12 protein-coding genes and 1 tRNA gene are annotated in these 17,779 nt (G+C 60.7%); 5 read left to right on the top strand and 8 right to left on the bottom strand.

Going from position 1 to position 17,779, the window contains the following annotated elements:
• Positions 1–79: 79 nt before the first annotated feature.
• The 3 genes from lpxK to NZ585_03510 all read right to left on the bottom strand — a co-directional run bounded on the left by lpxK (position 80) and on the right by NZ585_03510 (position 2,543).
• The gene (gene lpxK / locus NZ585_03520) at positions 80–1,225 is read right to left on the bottom strand and encodes a tetraacyldisaccharide 4'-kinase (GenBank protein ID MCS7079105.1); all 1,146 of its coding nucleotides are present in this window, start codon (positions 1,223–1,225) and stop codon (positions 80–82) included.
• Positions 1,226–1,251: 26 nt separating this feature from the next.
• A tRNA-Leu gene (locus NZ585_03515) sits at positions 1,252–1,336 on the bottom strand.
• A gap of 4 nt (positions 1,337–1,340) precedes the next feature.
• Complete coding sequence (locus NZ585_03510) at positions 1,341–2,543, bottom strand: RDD family protein (protein ID MCS7079104.1); 1,203 nt, start codon at positions 2,541–2,543, stop codon at positions 1,341–1,343.
• Between the two features lie 340 nt (positions 2,544–2,883).
• Here NZ585_03510 and NZ585_03505 point away from each other — a divergent pair, with 340 nt between their 5' ends.
• The 4 genes from NZ585_03505 to NZ585_03490 all read left to right on the top strand — a co-directional run bounded on the left by NZ585_03505 (position 2,884) and on the right by NZ585_03490 (position 9,810).
• The gene (locus NZ585_03505) at positions 2,884–4,083 is read left to right on the top strand and encodes an aminotransferase class I/II-fold pyridoxal phosphate-dependent enzyme (protein MCS7079103.1); all 1,200 of its coding nucleotides are present in this window, start codon (positions 2,884–2,886) and stop codon (positions 4,081–4,083) included.
• A gap of 391 nt (positions 4,084–4,474) precedes the next feature.
• On the top strand, positions 4,475–7,147 hold the full coding sequence (polA, locus tag NZ585_03500; protein ID MCS7079102.1) for a DNA polymerase I: 2,673 nt from the start codon (positions 4,475–4,477) through the stop codon (positions 7,145–7,147).
• A gap of 202 nt (positions 7,148–7,349) precedes the next feature.
• Positions 7,350–8,735 carry an ATP-dependent protease ATPase subunit HslU gene (gene hslU / locus NZ585_03495; protein MCS7079101.1) on the top strand — a complete coding sequence of 462 codons (1,386 nt, stop codon included), beginning with the start codon at positions 7,350–7,352 and terminating at the stop codon, positions 8,733–8,735.
• Between the two features lie 19 nt (positions 8,736–8,754).
• Complete coding sequence (locus tag NZ585_03490; GenBank protein MCS7079100.1) at positions 8,755–9,810, top strand: fibronectin type III domain-containing protein; 1,056 nt, start codon at positions 8,755–8,757, stop codon at positions 9,808–9,810.
• On the opposite strand, the gene NZ585_03485 is transcribed toward NZ585_03490, so the two are convergent.
• Positions 9,778–11,145 carry a S8 family serine peptidase gene (locus NZ585_03485; GenBank protein MCS7079099.1) on the bottom strand — a complete coding sequence of 456 codons (1,368 nt, stop codon included), beginning with the start codon at positions 11,143–11,145 and terminating at the stop codon, positions 9,778–9,780. The genes NZ585_03490 and NZ585_03485 overlap by 33 nt on opposite strands.
• A gap of 137 nt (positions 11,146–11,282) precedes the next feature.
• Positions 11,283–11,735, bottom strand: coding sequence for a DUF721 domain-containing protein (locus NZ585_03480; GenBank protein ID MCS7079098.1), 453 nt, complete (start codon positions 11,733–11,735; stop codon positions 11,283–11,285).
• A gap of 260 nt (positions 11,736–11,995) precedes the next feature.
• On the opposite strand from NZ585_03480, the gene NZ585_03475 reads away from it, so the two are divergent.
• Positions 11,996–13,459 carry an NADP-dependent isocitrate dehydrogenase gene (locus NZ585_03475; GenBank protein MCS7079097.1) on the top strand — a complete coding sequence of 488 codons (1,464 nt, stop codon included), beginning with the start codon at positions 11,996–11,998 and terminating at the stop codon, positions 13,457–13,459.
• Positions 13,460–13,666: 207 nt separating this feature from the next.
• On the opposite strand, the gene NZ585_03470 is transcribed toward NZ585_03475, so the two are convergent.
• The 3 genes from NZ585_03470 to NZ585_03460 form a co-directional block, all read right to left on the bottom strand.
• Positions 13,667–14,365 (bottom strand): hypothetical protein, encoded by a 699-nt coding sequence (locus NZ585_03470; GenBank protein MCS7079096.1) that lies wholly within the window; start codon positions 14,363–14,365, stop codon positions 13,667–13,669.
• Positions 14,366–14,515: 150 nt separating this feature from the next.
• Positions 14,516–15,439: a hypothetical protein gene (locus NZ585_03465; protein ID MCS7079095.1), complete on the bottom strand. Its 924-nt coding sequence runs from the start codon at positions 15,437–15,439 to the stop codon at positions 14,516–14,518.
• Positions 15,440–15,478: 39 nt separating this feature from the next.
• Positions 15,479–17,665, bottom strand: a complete 2,187-nt coding sequence (locus NZ585_03460) for a sodium-translocating pyrophosphatase (protein ID MCS7079094.1) — start codon at positions 17,663–17,665, stop codon at positions 15,479–15,481.
• Positions 17,666–17,779 lie beyond the last annotated feature (114 nt).

Raw genomic sequence — 17,779 nt, 5'->3', positions numbered from 1 at the left:
CTCACACAACTGCTCAATAGTGGCCGGCACCTCAAAAATCCGCCGTAGGTGAGCACGAACAATGAACATCTGATGTGCTTCAACGCCTGTCGTGGGTTGACGCGGCGCCGCTTGGCGGCGCAGACGACGGCTTGCGGTAGTACTTGCCCTTCTTCCTCACAATCGTTCGCAGCAGTAGACTTTTCAAGCCTACTTCATCTTCAAATCGGGTTTTGATTTCCACAACGGAAACCGGCAGACCACCGAAGTCAAAACCTTCGACCTTGACGGCATCTTTTTCGGTCGTCACCAATCGTTCTGCCCCGGCCGCTTTAGCTTCCGCCGTCAAAGCGGCGATGTCGGCCGCGGTGTAGGGATGATGGTCGGGAAAGCGTTTGGTGAAGACGACATTCGCACCCAGATTCGCCAGATCATCCTCGAACACAACCGGCTTGCCCAGCGCAGAAAACACCCCGATTGGCTGTCCAACCAGTGTTCGTTGCGCCTGTGGGCGACGGGTTCCGAGTTCGTGGACGCCGACGATATCGTGGTAGGCGAAAAACACTGGCGCTGTCACGTCGCAGGCGGCAAGGACGCCCAGCAGGTGCTCTTGGTCGAAGGTACGGTCCGAGCGCGTCACCACGACGGCGTCCGCGCGCTTGAGGGCGTAGAGCGGTTCGCGCAGGCGACCGAAGGGGAGCAGTTCGCCGTCACCGAACGGGTCGGTGGCGTCCAGAACTAGAATGTTGAGATCGCGCTGGAGCTGAAGATGTTGGAAGCCGTCGTCCAACACCAACACGTCGCAGCCGTAGGTCGCTTCGGCGAATCGCCCGTTGGCGTAGCGATCTGCGCCGACGATAATCTTCACATCAGGCAACCGCCGCGCCAGCATCAGGGGTTCATCGCCGGCCGTCGCCCAGTCCGGCGGCGGCTGTCCGTCATTGAGGACGAGGCGTGCAGTGGAACGCCGCCCATAACCGCGCGTCAGAATAACTGTCTCGTGACCTTCGTCCGTCAGGTAGCGCGCAATGTATTCCACCAGCGGGGTTTTGCCCGTTCCCCCAACGGTGATGTTCCCGACCGAGATGACCGGTTTCGTCAACGACTTCGGTTTGAGATAGGCCGTTTCGTACAGCGCTATTCGTAGGCGGACGCCAAATTCGTAGAGTTTGGCCGGTGCATAAAGCGCCGCCCGCAACGTGGGCGACAGGGTATCAGGATTGACGGCCGACAGCGGCCACGGCATGAATCGCGTCCGCTCCTTGCTTGGAGTGCCGAGGGCGGGACTCGAACCCGCACGCCCCTTGCGGAGCAACGGATTTTAAGTCCGTTGCGTCTACCATTCCGCCACCCCGGCTCGCTTACCCGCTCGTCCGTTTATCGTCGGACGGTAGCTCGACGTACCACTCACGGACGAGTTGCGTCGCCGAAACGTATTCATGCCAACCGCGCTGGTTGCGGTCAATGAGAACCCACAGAAAACCTGCGCCCAGCGGCAGAAGAGACACGCCACATCCGATTGTGCGCAGTAACGCTTGGACAGCTGTCAGTTCGTGATCTTCGTAGATGCTGACTACCCGCAGCCCCATGTACATCATCCCGAACGTCTGTCCGGCGACCGTCACCGTCCCAAACAGGTACATGCCGGCAATAAGCGCGGCGGACGACGCCAAAATCGCCGCCACACCTGGATGCACAAGCGTCACGCCCGTCACCACCACAACGCAGAGCAGTGGTAGGCACGAAAGCGCCACAACAGCTGCGTCTATCAGTCCAGCCAGCGCCCGCTCACGAACAAGCGGACGAATTCGCCGTAGTACGCGGGTCGGCGCCGGGGAAGCTAACGGGGCCGGCGTTGCTTGAGCAACCGGCGATGCAGACGGCGGCGCAGCGGGTGCTGGCGTTGTCGCTGGTGTTGGTGGTTGATTCAACAGGAGATCAAAGTCCCCCAGCGCAGCGTCTAGTTCGCCGGCGATTTCACCGATGTCCACTGGCGGTGCAGCAGGCGGCGGCGCAACCACCGCCGAACTGTTCAACGTCAGGGTGTCGTGGGCGGCGGCGCTGACGCGACGTGGTGGAAAGGTCACCGGGCGGGGCGACTCCGCCGCCCGGCGGACACGCTGCAGCGCGCCGCGTACCAGTGGGTTTTCAACAGCTTCAAGATTGTCAAGGGGCGTCTCTTTGCTCGCGTGAACCGCTTCCGACAAAGGCTCAGCCGCAAGGTCGTCAACCAGCGGTGGGATTGAAGCCAGGTGTTCATCCCGCCGCCGGTGTTGTCCCTCGCTGCGCTGGTCACGGCGGGCGGCTTCAAGCTCGGATTCCATCATCCGGCGGGCCTTGACTTGCCGGACGCGCGCGCTCAACTCGGCCCGCCAAGCCGGTACATTGCCAACCGACTGCACCTCACGGGGAAACGGCCCACCTGCGCCTATCGCTTCCGTACTTGTGGGTGGCAGTTTACTTTCCATGCGCGCCGGAACGTGACGAACGGCAATGATATGTCCGCAGCGCCGACAAACCCGTTCACTGTCGGCCTGAATATACCCGCAAACAGAGCAAATCATGGTTTTCCAGTTGGAAAACGCGCCCATGCACCGTTGCGACGACTCATCGGTGCGGGCAGCCGGTGACTCCCTGGTCGAACGATGCCTTGGTAACGACGTGCCCTGGTTCTGAGCGCGCGACTTTAACAAAGCACCCGCCGGGCGTCAAAGTGAAAGTAAAAACTTAGCTCTCAAAGCAGAAAGGAATGAAGGATCACAGGTTCCGAAGCGCCAAGATATCTTGGACGGCGCTTCACCGAAGCCTTTCGCTGGCGTCACCAGTAGGGATAGCGTAAGGTTGGCCACACGTCCAGCGTGATGCAACATACACACAGCTCACCCTGTGTCGAGGCAAGAAACGATGTCAGCTCCCATGCCTTCCCCGGCGATAACGAATCTGCGCTTGTCGGCGCGCTTTGCGGATGTCGGCTTTTCAGAAATCGTCCGTATTCGCAACCGTGTCTTGGAACTCAAAGCAGCTGGCGAGACGGTACACCAGTTTGAAGGAGGTGAGCCTTTTTTCGAGACTCCAGAAACCATCAAAGCGGCGATGCGCCGCGCACTAGCGGAGAACAAAACGCGCTATGCGCCGTCAAGCGGCATCCCGCCGCTGATTGAGGCCATCGTTGATAAGCTGCGCCGAAAAAACGGCATCCCGGCCGAGCCGTCGCATGTGGTTGTCACCGTCGGCGGCATGCAGGGTTTGTACGGCGCGTTCAACGCGCTGCTTGATCCGGGGGATGAGGTTTTGTTGCTGTCACCCTACTGGACGCCTACCCGTGACCTCATTCACATGACGGGCGGGCGAGCGGTTTGCGTTGAGACGGCGCGGATGCTTGCGGAGGGGGTCGAGGCTGCGCTGGCGGCGCGGCTGACAGCCCGCACGCGCGCGATTCTCGTCAACACCCCCAACAATCCGACGGGCCAAGTGCTCACTCGCGCCAACTTGGAGGCCGTCGCCGAGTTCGCCCGGCGGCGCGATTTGGTGGTGGTGTCAGACGAAGCCTATGAAGATTTGGTCTATGACGGCGAGCATGTTTCCATCGCCGCCCTGCCGGAGATGTACGCCCGGACAATTTCAGTTTATACGCTGTCGAAGTCGTACGGGATGACCGGCTGGCGCATCGGCTACGCCGTTGCGCCGGAGCCGTTTATCACGGGCATCAAAACCTCCGTTCTCTACTCGACAAATGGCGTGAGTACGCCGACGCAGTGGGCGGCGTTGGCGGCGTTGCGCGACATACCGGAAAGCTTCTTTGCGGAGCAGCGGGCGGCGTATCGGCGGCGGCGCGACCGGCTCATTGCCGGACTCAACGAACTGGGCTTGCCTGTCAGTCCTGTGCCGGACGGCGCATTTTACGTCTTCCCGGATGTCACCTCCCTTGGCGGGACGAGCGCCGAGATTGCCCTCCGTCTGCTCAATGAAGCGCGTGTGGCGACCGTGCCAGGCACGGCGTTCGGTTGCGCCGGCGAAGGTCACTTACGCCTGAGTTATTCGTTGTCGCTGGAAGCCATTGAACGTGGGTTAGAGGCTCTGCAGCAATATCTCGCCCGGCAGTGACCCCTGTCGTCCGCCCGTTATGTTGGCTGGCTGGCGTCGCGCTGTCCCAAAGAGGCTATGCGCCATGACGGAGAAGGCGCTGTGGTTTCGGCGCAATTGCGAGCAGTATGTGGCGGAGTGGTCGGCGGACGAGCGGTTGTGGATAGCGGAGGCGGCTCCGTATCCTTGGAATCTTTGAAGCATAGCACGGACGTACCCTGCTTGAGGGGCAGTGGTTGGGGTCTTACGACAAACGAGGGTGTTTGATTCCGACGGGCGTGGAATGAGAAGAAGCCGCTTTGAAGCCGGTGGGAACGGCTCACGGCTCTACCGTCAACAACCGATGAGGCATCCGACGCGAAGCGAGACAACCCGCGCCGGACGATAATACACTGGGACGGGACGACTGTTTATGACCACCGCGCCTGCGCCGCGTCATCGAATCTTTCTAGTGGACGCCATGGCGCACATTTACCGCGCCTACTACGCCGTGCGGGGGCTGGCGACTCAAGCGGGGCAACCCACCAACGCGGTGTTTGGGTTTACTTCAATTCTCCGCAAGCTGCAAAAGACCTACACGCCGGAGTACCTCGTCGTGGCCATGGACTCGGCCGCGCCGTCCTTTCGCAAGGCTTGGTACGACGCTTACAAAGCCCACCGCGCCGAGATGCCGGAAGACCTCCAAGAACAGATTCCGGTCATTGAGGAAGTCTGCGACGCGCTGCGGATTGCGCGCGTCAAAGTGGACGGTTATGAGGCGGACGACTTGATCGGCACGCTAGCGCGGCTCGCCGTCGAGCAGGGGCTGGAGGCCGTCATCGTCAGCAACGACAAGGACATGGCGCAGCTTGTCGGCGACGGCGTCAGTCTGCTGCGCGTGGATACCAAGTCAGGCGAGTTTGTTCTGTGCGACCGTGCCGGGGTTGAGGCGTGGATAGGGGTTCCGCCGGAGCAGGTTGTTGACGTGCTGGCCCTGTGGGGTGACAGTTCGGACAACATCCCCGGCGCTCCCGGAATTGGCGAAAAGGGGGCGGTGCAGATTATTCGCCAGTTCGGCTCGCTGGACGCAGCGCTGGAGCGTTACGCCGAAGTGTCGCGCAAGACCTACCGCGAGGCGCTCCGCGACCACCAAGCGGCCATTCGACTGGCTAAGCGGTTGGTGACGATTTGCCGCGAAGCGCCTGTCGTCCTCGATCTTGAAACCTTTCGCAGCCGTCCGCCGGATGCGGCCGCCTGTCATGCGCTGTTTTCTCGGTTAGAGTTCAAGGCGCTCACTGCCGAGTTCGCCAAACTGCTCGTTGCTCCGGCGGCGGTGCCATCCTCAACGCCGACAGTTGAAATCCTGACGAACTACCAAACGCTCGCAAACCCGGCGGAACTCCGCCGTGCTCTGGATAACGTGTATGCGCGCGACCGCTGCGCCTTTCATTTTGAAGATGAGGCCGGCGTGGTAACGCGCGGCAGTCTATCGTTCGGCGTCGGTCACGCACTGCATTTTGAACGGACGCTGCTTGACACGGAAACGACGGCGGCCCTTCTGGAAGTTCTCGCCAACGGCTTGATCGAGAAAGCCGGTTACGACGCTAAGCAGGCGCTGTACCTTATCAACTGTCCCCCCCACGGTGCAGCCTCGCCGGAGTACGCCCTCGATCCGACGCGAACCTTCCGCTTTGAAAGTTTGACCGACGATGTGTTGCTCGCGGGCTACCTGCTTGATCCGGGCGTCAAGGCCGAACGTCTGACGTTGGCTGCGTTGGCTGAAACACACCTTGCGTTGGACGCCGCCGCATACGCACAGCTCGATCCGGCGGATGTCGTGTCGCGCCTGCAGTCAGCGCTGCGGAGAAAGTTGACCGACGAGGGCTTGCTGAATGTCTATGAAACAATGGAACTGCCGCTGATTCCGGTGTTGTACGAGATGGAGTGCGCCGGCGTCCGCATCGAGCCGACGCCGCTCGCGGAGCTTGAGACCGAACTGCGGGCTGAACTGGAACGACTGACGACCGAAATTCACGAACTGGCGGGCGGACCATTCAACATCAACTCGCCGCAGCAGGTGGCCGAAGTCTTTGAACGGCTCAACTATGAAACCTCAAAGAAGACGGCGACCGGCAGGATTTCGACCAGCGCCGATGTGCTTGAAGAGCTAGCGGAAAAGTATGATTTGCCGAAGTTGATTCTGGAGTACCGGGAGTACGAAAAGCTGCTCAACACCTACGTCACTGTCTTGCCCCGCTTGGTTCATCCCAAGACCGGCCGTCTGCACACAACGTTCACCCAGACGGTGACGGCGACCGGCCGCCTGTCGTCGGTGCGACCCAATCTGCAAAACATTCCTGTACGGACGGAGCTGGGCCGTCGGACGCGCCGGGCGTTCGTCGCCGAGGAGGGCAACTTGCTTATTTCGGCTGACTACTCGCAGATTGAGCTGCGTCTGCTAGCGCACATCACCGGCGATGCGCGCATGACGGCCGCCTTTCAAGCTGGGGAAGATATTCACGAGCGGACGGCGCGCGACGTGTTCGGCGCGCAGACGCCGGAGGAGCTGCGCGCCACCCGCCGCTTGGCCAAGGCGACTAACTTCGGGATTGCGTACGGCGTTGGGGCGTACGGTTTGGCGCGCAACGTCGGCATCGGGCGCAAGGAGGCCAAAAAGGCGATTGATGCCTATTTCGCCGCCTATCCGGGGATCAAGCGGTATATGGACGAGACGCCGGAACAAGCGCGGCGGACGGGCGTTGTGCGGACGCTTTACGGGCGCTTACGCCGCATGCCGGACTTGCAGAGCCGGAACTTCACGCTGCGCGCGCGCGCCGAGCGGGAGGCCATCAACGCGCCGATTCAGGGGACGGCGGCGGACTTGATGAAGCTGGCCATGATCGCGGTCGCTGATCAACTACCGCGCGTCTTTCCACGAGCGCGGTTGGTGTTGCAGGTGCACGACGAACTACTGCTGGAAGCGCCGGCGGAGGATGCGCCGGGCGTGGCGGCGCTGGTCAAGACGGCAATGGAAGGCGTGGCGACGTTGACCGTCCCGCTGGTTGTGGAAACCCGTATCGGCGCGAACTGGCTTGACGCCAAGTAGAGTTGCAAGGCTTTCCATCCGACTTTAGATGTGAATGCAGTGGAAGCCTGTAATGGGAGAGGCGCGGCATTGCCGTTCGTCCGTTGACAAGCCGGGCCAATCAGATTATGTGCACGTAGGCGGCCAAGGTTCCGCCTACGCTGCCGCCGGCTGCTCGGCGGGAACGTTCATTCTCAAGTGAAGCCTCTGCGTCGTTACCTCCATGGTCATCTACTTACCCGGTACTGTTGAAGAAACGCCGCGACTTGACGACCTTACACCCCGTCAGATTGTTCAAGAACTCGATAAGCATGTGGTTGGCCAAGCGGCGGCAAAGCGCGCCGTTGCCATTGCGCTCCGCAACCGGGTACGCCGCCAGAAGCTGCCGCCCGACCTCGCTCAGGATGTTATCCCAAAAAACATCATCATGATTGGCTCTACCGGCGTCGGGAAGACGGAAATCGCCCGTCGTCTGGCTCGTCTAGCCAACTCACCGTTTCTCAAGGTGGAAGCCTCCAAGTTCACCGAAGTTGGCTATGTCGGGCGGGATGTGGAATCCATCATCCGCGATCTGGTGGACATTGCGGTTGACTTGGTGCGCGAGGAAAAAATCGCCGAAGTCGAAGAAAAGGCACGCCAAAACGCCGAGGAACGTCTGCTGGACATCTTGTTACCGGCACGCCGGGACGGCGAATCAGTCCTACCGGAAGACGAAGCCGCCTTTCAGCGGACGCGCGAAAAACTCCGCCAGCAGTTGCGGGAAGGGAAGCTCGACAATCGGATTGTCGAAATTGAGGTCAAGGAGCGTAGCTTCCCGTCCGGCATCGAAATCATCACGCCGCAGGGCGTCGAGGAGATGGACATCAACCTCCGCGACATGCTGTCTGGCCTCTTTCCAGGCACACGCACTAAGCTGCGTAAGATGTCCGTCAGTGAAGCCATTGAGTACCTCGTGCAAGAAGAGGAACAAAAGCTGGTGGACATGGATCAGGTGGCGCGGCTGGCGGTTGAGCGCGTCGAAGAGTCCGGTATTGTCTTTCTTGACGAAATTGACAAAATCGCCGGACGCGAAAACGGCAGCGGCCCAGATGTCTCCCGCGAGGGCGTCCAGCGCGATATCCTGCCGATCATTGAAGGCACAACGGTCAACACGCGCTACGGCATGGTGCGCACTGACCATATCCTGTTTATCGCCGCTGGAGCGTTTCATGTTTCCAAACCTTCCGATCTGATTCCGGAACTCCAAGGGCGGTTTCCGATTCGTGTCAATCTGGACCCGCTGACCAAGGAAGACTTCAAACGGATTTTGACAGAACCGCGCAACTCGCTGATTCGGCAGTACGTCGCCCTGCTTGAAACCGAAGGCGTCACCTTGGAAATCACTGAAGACGCCATTGAAGCAGTGGCCGACTTCGCTTACACGGTCAACCAAAACACTGAAAATATCGGCGCGCGCCGGCTGCATACGGTCATGGAAAAGGTGCTGGACGAGGTTTCCTTCGCTGCGCCGGATTTGGAAAACAAACACTTTAGGGTGGACGCCGAATACGTCCGCAAGGTGTTGGCCGACATCGTCCAGAATGAAGACCTCAGCAAGTACATCCTGTAGCCGGGCAGTCCGGCGCTGGATGCAGTTGGGGCTGGTGTGGAGTGGATTGGCCGCCGTCGTCGGCGGGTTTGGCTGCGCCAAGGTCGGCCCGCCGGTTCCGCCGCCGCGCTTTACATTGGCGGCGGCTGGCGACCTAACCGTCACGCAGTACGGTGAGCAGATCGTTTTGCGCTTTACCAGACCGGCGCGGGCGGTGCGTGCCGAGGTTCTGCGCCGTGTTGAACCGCGCGATGCGCCGCCGGCGCTGCCGGAAGACGTTTTCCTGCGCGAGGCGCGGCTGATCGGCTTCCTTGATGAGGCGGCGTTGGCGGCGGCTGTGTCGGTAACCTACACTGACCGATTTGACCCGCAAGACGCCGGTTGGTCCGGCCGACGGATTCGGTACGCCGTGCGCTTGGTGGACGCCCAGGGGCGGCCGTCTCCGTTGTCGAGTTATGCCGTCGTTTATCCGGCGGCGGCTGTTGCGCAACCACCCGACGAACTGCGCGCCGAAGTCACGCAGGACGCCGTGCGCCTAACGTGGCGCCCGCCCACCAGCAACCTCGACGGCTCGCCAGCCGCCGATGTGCAGTTCAATGTCTATCGGCGGCGAACGGACGGTGGAGTGCTCTCGCGGCGCAATGACGTGCCGTTGACCGCTCCAACCTTCGCCGATACTGACTTTGTGTTTGGGGAAACGTACGAGTACGTTGTGCGGGCGGTCAGCCTTGTTCGCGGCGAACTGATTGAAAGTCAGGACACACCGCCGTTGCAGGTGCGCCCAGTAGACACCTTCCCACCGGCCGCGCCAACCAATGTAACCGGCGCTTCGGCTGCCGGGTTGGTGAATTTGTTTTTTCCGGCGAATACGGAAACCGACCTGCGCGGCTATCTCATTTATCGGAGCGAGGTTGAGAGCGAGCCAGGGAAGGCGTCTCCGCCGATCAAGCTGACGCCGACGCCCATTCAGCGCACGACGTTTCAGGATCGCACCGGCATCGGCGGCAAGCTCTATCGGTATTTCGTGACAGCGGTAGATATTTTCGGCAATGAAAGCGCGCCCTCAAACTCCGTTGAGGTGGAGGTAGTTCCCTAACCTTGGTGTGTCGCCCCCGTTGAGGGCAGCGGCGACCGCCAGCCGGGCGTTGACCACGCCCCATCCTTGGCGGTCGGGATCAACGTTTGGGAGTCGCCGCGCTGTACGGATGAGAATTCGCTTGACTTGCTGTGGCGTGAGGCGCGGGTTGACTTCCAGCATCTGCGCCACAATCGAGGAGACAATCGGCGCGGCGAAGGAGGTGCCGTCCACGTGTTTGTAGTGGCCGGAGATGACCTTCTCATTGCGCATTTTGCCTTCCACAAGAAGACGGAGTTGGTACGGCTCAAGGTGGGCGGCCGCGTCCAATTCAGGATCAATGCCGGCGTGCTGCGCTAGAAGCGACTTGAGTTCGCTGTCCGGCGCGTGCGTGAGCTTTTCGTAGAGTGCGGCCTGCTGGGCCGTCGGCGTGCCTGGCAAAATCGGTGCAGCAATCCAAATGCTGGGCGCAATGACTTCCGGCTTCTGAAGACCGTCGGGCGTGACGCCGTAGCTGGAGTGGTAGACATCGTGTTCGTTGGGGTCAAGCGTATTCTTGTCGTCGAAGCCGCCGACGGCGATGACTGACGGAGCGCTAGCGGGCGGCAGCACCGGATGTTCCGCTTGGTGTCCGGCATTGCCGCTGGCCGCCACCACGACGACACCGGCTTTGACCAGTCGTTCGGCTGACTGGGAGAGGGCATCTTCAAGGTAGGACGCCTCATAGTCGCCGCCGCACGACAGGTTGACGATACGGATGCCAAAGCGTTCACGGTTGCGATACACCCAATCCAGGCCGCGCCGAATGTCGTCGTGGTAAATCCGGCGCGTTGTGCCGACCTTGACCAGTACCAGTTTGGCGCTAGAGGCGATCCCACGGTACAGCCCCTTAGAGAGAAAGCCATTCCCCGCCGCCACAACCGAAGTCATCAAACCGTGCCAACTGGATTCATCCGGCGTGGATAACTCGGCTGGGTTGGCGCGGCGCGTCAGGATGTTGTGGTAGTGCAGAATGCGGTTGACTGGCTGGGTAATGTCTGGGTGAGCATAAAAGCCGGAATCGAGAAATGCGATGGTGACGCCGCGTCCCGTATAGCGCGGACTCGCGCCCAACCGTAATGGCGTCGGAAGGATTTTGAAGCGAGGGAGCGCCGCCCCGTCGGCTGAGGGCAGATACAGACTGACTCGTGCGCGCGCATGCGCGAAGCGGTCAAAACAGTCCCGGCAGATGCCCTCCTGCTCATCCCAGTACGGTAGATTGAGATGGAGCAAGTCGCGCGACAAGCGCGACATCGTGGAGGGGTCAACCCGCAGCTCGTCATCCAGCGCGTAGTGGCAAACAGCGCAAAGAAACATGAAAGCGTATGACTTTGCCCGCCCCAGACGGGTGGAGGTGAAGCTACCGCGCAAGATGTGGCCAAGCAGGTAGGATTTTACCGTTGGCCTCAGGGTCGTGCATCTATCACCGCCGCAGCGCGCAGCGGGAGTGACGCCTACCCGCAACCGCGGCCCAGACACACGGCCGCCAAGCGGAGGAACTGTGTACGCAGGTCTTCGTCGGCAATGGCTTGTGCGCCGGCGACAATCTCTTCAGGGAGCAGTTCAGGGCGCATCGCCGCCGGCAGTGGTGACGCCGCACGCGACGGCGTACGGGCGACAAACCGCCGATCCACGACAAGGTGAATTCGCGTCACCAGCGGCTGCCGCAAGATGCTGTTGAGGCGGAAGAGGATCTGGGGGGCAAGCGCCTCCAGTTGGCGTTTCCAGCGGGCGTCCTGCACTGCCACGGTGAGGGTTCGGTCGGTCAGCGTTATCGCTCGACTGACCTTGAGCGTTGCGTCACCAACAGCCAATCCCCACGCGGCGCAGCAGGCGGCGGAAACAACATCCGCCTGCCCATCGGCGAACTTGATCACATCGGGAATCAACCGCGCGATACTTTCCACAGCGACCTCGGACAACCTCCTCGATTCAGCGAACGAGCATATCAAAAGAGTTGTTCGGCGGCTTCTGTTTCATTTCAGTAAGCGCGCCAAACTCCTACGCTCTCCACACAAGCGGCAGTATGTCCCTTGGCATCAGACCAGCGACAGGCTGCCTACAGGTCGGCGCGCCGTCGCACTTCCTTGACCGTTCTCATGAAGCACACTAGACTCGCGCCATATTCGTACGCTTTCGTACATTTTCCTTTGAGGTCATCAACGCCATGAAGTTTCATATCACGGAGGACGGCAAAAAACTGGTGACGCTCATTCCGGGGGACGGCATCGGACCGGAGTGCATTGCGGCGACACGGCGCATTATTGAGGCGGCCGGCGCGGCGGTGGCCTGGGAAGAACGCGCCGCCGGAGCGAGTGTTTTTCAGCAGGGCGTGCCGTCGGGTGTTCTGCCTGAAACGATTGAATCCATTACGAAAACGCGCGTCGTGCTCAAAGGGCCGCTGGAAACGCCGGTCGGCTTCGGTGAGAAGAGCGCTAACGTCACCTTGCGGAAGTTGTTTGAGACTTACGGGAATATTCGCCCGGTGCGTGAAATGCCGGGCGTCGTTACGCCCTTCACCGGTCGGCGGCTTGATCTGGTCGTTGTGCGTGAAAACGTTGAGGACCTCTACGCTGGCATCGAGCACATGCAGACGCCGGGCGTGGCGCAGTGTTTGAAGCTGATTTCGCGCAAGGGCTGTGAGAAGGTTGTTCGGTTGGCGTTTGAATTGGCCCGTTCAGAAGGGCGAACGAGAGTACACTGCGCCACAAAGTCCAACATCATGAAGCAGACCGAAGGCATGCTCAAACGCACCTTCGAGGCCATTGCGCCGGAATACCCCGACATTGAAGCCAACCATATCATCATTGACAACTGCGCGCATCAGCTTGTGAAACGGCCCGAGCAGTTTGATGTCATCGTCACCACGAACATGAACGGGGACATCATCAGCGATCTCACGTCAGGACTCATCGGCGGCTTGGGCTTTGCGCCGTCGGCGAACATCGGCAGTGAAGTGGCGATTTTCGAGGCCGTCCACGGCTCAGCGCCGAAGTACGCCGGCAAGGATGTCATCAATCCGACGGCGGTGCTGCTGTCGGGCGTGATGATGCTGCGGCATCTGGGTGAGTTTGAAGCCGCCGCTAAAATCGAACACGCGCTGCTTGTCACGCTTGAGCAGGGCATCCTGACCCGTGATGTCGTCGGGGATGAAAAAGCCGTCGGGACGCGCGCCTTCACCGACGCCATCATCGCCAACCTCGGCAAAAAGTCGGAGAACTGGCGTGTGCGTGATTACAAACCGCTTCAGATGCCGGTATTTCCGTCTACGCCGGATGTAGTAAAGGTGGAAGTTCGGCGTACCGTCGGCGCGGATCTTTTTGTCGAGACCGGGCAGTTGCCGGAGCAACTGGGTCCGGCGTTGGAGGCATTGGCGGAAGGAACAGCGCTCAAGCTCAAGATGATCTCTAATCGGGGGACAAAGGTCTATCCGTCGGTTGGCGCGATGACGGACTGCGTGGATCATTACCGTTGCCGCTTCATTGGGCGCGACGCGGCGAGCGATGTAACGGACGCGCAGATTCTTGAGTTGGTACAACGCATCGGCGCGCAATACCGCTGGATGCACATCGAGAAACTGCAAGAGTTTAACGGCGAGGCGGGTTATACGAAGGCGCAAGGAGAAGACTAGGGCGCGCTTTCCAAGACAACGTAGCGATTGAGCCGCTACCTTTTGGGCGATTCACACCGGCCATTATCCGCTTAGGCGGAAGTTGCTCTAGAGCCGTTTCACGGGCGCGGCAGCGGAGCGAGCGGGACAGCCAACAACACCGGTTGACGACGGCGGTTGCTCCGCCGGCGGCCGCCGTCACCACGGTGGCGTTGTCCCACCAGCCCGCTAGGGCGTGGCGGTACGCGGCAGCAGGCGAAAGAAACCTTCCACATCCCACCGATATTCACCCGACAACGCCGGCATCGGCGGTTCATTCGGTCGCGGCGCGGCACGCTGCGCCAATGCTGCAAAGCTCTTGGCGTCGAAGCGATACAGAAGGACGCCGGACGCCATAACGCCCCGCGTCCCGGCCAGCTCGCGCTCCCAGTCGGCGTCGAGCGGACGGAGGAACAGCAACACCACGTTGTAATCCCGCCCGGCGTAACGGGCGACATCCGCTGCAATCGCCGCCAGCGAAGGCGCGTAATAAACCCGCTTGCCGGAAATCGCCAGTAGGTGCGGCGGGTGGGTGGGAATCTCAAAATCGGGTGAAAAGACAATGTCGGATTCGGTAACGGCTGCGCGGACAAACCGCCCCAACGGTTCAATGACCGGAGACGGTTCGGGGAAAAGCGTCTGAAACTTGGCGTGCGCCGGCGCAACATAAGCCGACGCGGCGACGAGTAAGGCGGCGACGACGCTCCAGCGTCCGGCGCGATGCACCGACCACGCCGGCGCAACGTCCGTCAAAACGGCGGTCGGAAGCAGAACAAAAGGCGTCGTCGCCATCGGCAACACAAACTTCAGTGCACTGAAGTCATGAATCGCCGAATGGTTGCGGAGGGCGTACACCTGCAAGAAGCAGGGGACGGTAAAAAGCGTCATCGTCCAGACGGCAAGTGAAACGCCGGGCTGCAACTCGCGCCCGCCCGCCGCCTGCCGCCACAACCAACCGCCAAGGACAAAGCATCCAGCTAAAGCGAGAAAAGCGAGGACCGGGCCGAGCGTTCCAAACTGCGCCGGGACATACTCGCCCTAGAAGACGGCGTTGAACCGCTCCGTTAGGTTGGCGTTGACTTCCGTTGCGCCGATGCGCTCTAAGAATCGCTCCTTCAGGCGCGGCAGCATGCCCAGAACATACAGTTGGGCAAAGAACAGCAACAGCGTAACCAGCCCGCCCAAGCCAAACCGGACGCTGCGCAGCAGCCAGCGCTTCAGTGACCGCCACGGGAGCGGAATGTCGCCGTCAACCAAACGCTTTACGTAGGCGACCGCCAACAGACAAACAAACAGCCAATCGCAGGCGACGCCCCACGCCGTTATCAAAACCAGCCATCGGTCACAGGCCGGACGAGCGGCAGGAAAGGCGTCACGCAGCGCCTCTAAAAAAACGAACAGCGTAAACGGCAGCAAGACCGCTTGGTCGGCGAAATAGACGTTCTGGTACCAGTAGAGCGGACCCGGCGATAGCAGCGCCAGCGCCGGTGGCGCCGTCGCCAGAAAGGCCGCCGGCGCACGATCCAACCGCAGCCGGCGCAGTACGAGAAACGCCGTTGCGCCCAACATCAGGGCGATGAGCGCATGGTTGATGAGGTTCCACTCCATAATGGCGCGAATGGTCGGCTCACCGTCGCGCAAGACGCCGTAGGCGTAAGCCGTCAGGACAAACCCCGGCGGATAAGACACATACGGATCGCGGCTGACTAGCGTTGGGAACTCGATAGACTTAGGCTCGTCTAAAAGCGCCAAACCGAGCGCCCAATGTCCCTCGGTGTGCCAGTTGCGTGCGAAGCGGAGCGTATTGGCCGTCAGCCACTGGTGATGTTCATAGCTCAATTGCCCAAACCAAGGACGGCGCAGAAATACCGTGTAGGCAAACAACCCCAACGTGACGCCGGTCAGCGCCAAACCGGCGACGATGGTTTTCGGGTAAAGCACCGGCAAGGTCACGCAGGGCATAGCGAGAGACGACTGGGAAGCCGTCCCTTTGAGCGTCGTTCAGATAAACAGCGGCGCCATCACCAGCGTAATCGTCGCCAGCAGTTTGATGAGCACGTGCAGTGACGGCCCGGCCGTATCCTTGAACGGGTCGCCCACCGTATCGCCCACAACGGCCGCTTTGTGGGCGTCGCTCCGCTTGCCGCCGTAAGCGCCGGTTTCAATGTACTTCTTGGCGTTGTCCCACGCGCCGCCGCCGTTGTTCAAAAACAACGCCATCAGAATGCCAACAATCGTCCCGATCAGAAGCAACCCACCGACGACTTCCGCACCCGTGGCACTGACCGAGGACATGCCCTGTGAGATGTAAATCTGACGAAAGACAACCCCGACAACAACCGGCGTCAGGACAACCAATGCGCCCGGCAGAACCATTTGCTTGAGCGCGCCGCGCGTCACAATGTCCACACAGTGGCCGTAGTCCGGCTTGCTTGTCCCCTTCATGATGCCGGGGTTGCTCTTGAACTGCCGCCGCACTTCCGTAATGACTTCCTGCGCCACCGCACCCACCGCCTTGATGGCCAATGAGGCAAAGAGCATCACGAGCATTGCGCCAATCATCGCGCCGATGAACACCTCCGGCTTGGCCAAATCAATCCGTTCCAGCGTCGGGCCGTAGGTGAAGGGCCAGTAACTGCGCACTTCGTCCAGATAAGCGGAAAACAACAGGAATGCCGCCAGTGCCGCTGAGCCGACTGCGTAGCCCTTGGTCAGCGCCTTGGTCGTATTGCCAACGGCGTCGAGGCGGTCGGTTTTCTCGCGCACCTCATCCGGTTGCTCCGACATTTCTACAATGCCGCCGGCGTTGTCCGTGATGGGTCCGAAGGTGTCCATAGCAAGAATATAGCCGGCTGTCCCCAGCATCCCCATCGTCGCCACCGCCGTCCCAAAAAGACCCGCCTTAGCGAAACCGGAATTCATCCCAAGGTAGTACGAAGTTAGGACGGCGATGGAAATCACAATGACCGGGATAGCCGTGGACTCTAAACCGACCGCGATGCCTACGATGACGTTCGTGGCGGGGCCGGTCTTGGAAGCGTCAGCGATGGATTTCACCGGCCGGTAGCGATATTCGGTGTAGTACTGTGTGATGAAGACAAACGCCAGCGAGGTCAAAATCCCGACGACGCCACAGCCGAAAAAGCTCAGGTAGGCGTTTGGCGCGGCCGCGCTCGCCAGCAGCCACTTCGACGCCACGAAAAACCCGGCCGTCGCAAGCACGCAGGTTAGGTAGAAGCCTCGGTTGAGCGCCTTCATCGGGTCGGCCTTTTCATCCGTCCGCACCACCATCACGCCCACCATCGAAGCTAGCAGCCCGAAGGCGCCGACTACCAGCGGATACAGCAAAACGCCTAACTGCTGAGACTTTTCAAATGCGGTCACATTCGCCGTAAACAGCGATGACGCCAAAATCAGCGCGCCGATGTTTTCCGCCGCCATGGATTCAAACAGGTCCGCGCCGCGTCCAGCGCAGTCTCCAACATTGTCACCGACCAAATCGGCGATGACGGCCGGATTGCGTGGGTCGTCTTCTGGGATGCCGGCCTCAACCTTGCCGACCAAATCCGCGCCCACGTCCGCCGCCTTGGTGTAGATGCCGCCGCCTAACTGCGCAAACAGCGCCACAAACGACGCCCCAAAGCCATAGCCTGCAATAAGCAATGGTATCTTGCTCGTGTCGGTGAGGTTGAGCAGGTTCACCACGGCGAAAAGCCCGGCGACGCCAAGCAGCGAGAGCGCCACCACGAGCAGGCCTGCCACCGCTCCGCCCCGCAGCGCTGCCTGAAGCGCGCCGTTGAGACTTGTCAGCGCTGCCGCCGCCGTGCGGATGTTGGCGCGAATTGAAATCCACATGCCAATGTAGCCCGACGCCACTGAACAGGTCGCTCCAAGCAAAAACGAAACCACCGTAACAAGCGCCAGTACGCGCGGGTCCTTGACGGGATCGTTCATGCTGGGCGTGCGGACGAAGGCGTAGAGGATAAAAATCAAGGCTGCCAACGCCACAGCCAAATAAGCAATCGTTACATTTTGACGCCGCAGGAAGGCTTCCGCACCTTCCTTGATGGCGTCGGAAATTTTTCGCATTGCTTCCGTTCCCGTTTCGAGCGCTAGCACGTTTTTGGCGAGAAAAGCGGCAAAGCCGAGCGCGATCACGGTGAGTCCAAAAATGACGGCATACTGCATAACCAACCAGTTCCAAGGCACAGCGCGTCGCAGATCGGCGCAGCGCCGGTTCCTTTCAAATCAGATAAGAGGCGGTGAAACAAAAGGTAAACTTTATAACGCTGCGTCGGTGCG

It is taken from the genome of Chloracidobacterium sp. (assembly GCA_025057975.1).
In the GTDB taxonomy this organism is placed as follows: Bacteria; Acidobacteriota; Blastocatellia; order Chloracidobacteriales; family Chloracidobacteriaceae; genus Chloracidobacterium.
Note: the sequence above shows the minus strand (reverse complement) of the source record. Positions and strands in the feature narration are given on the sequence as shown.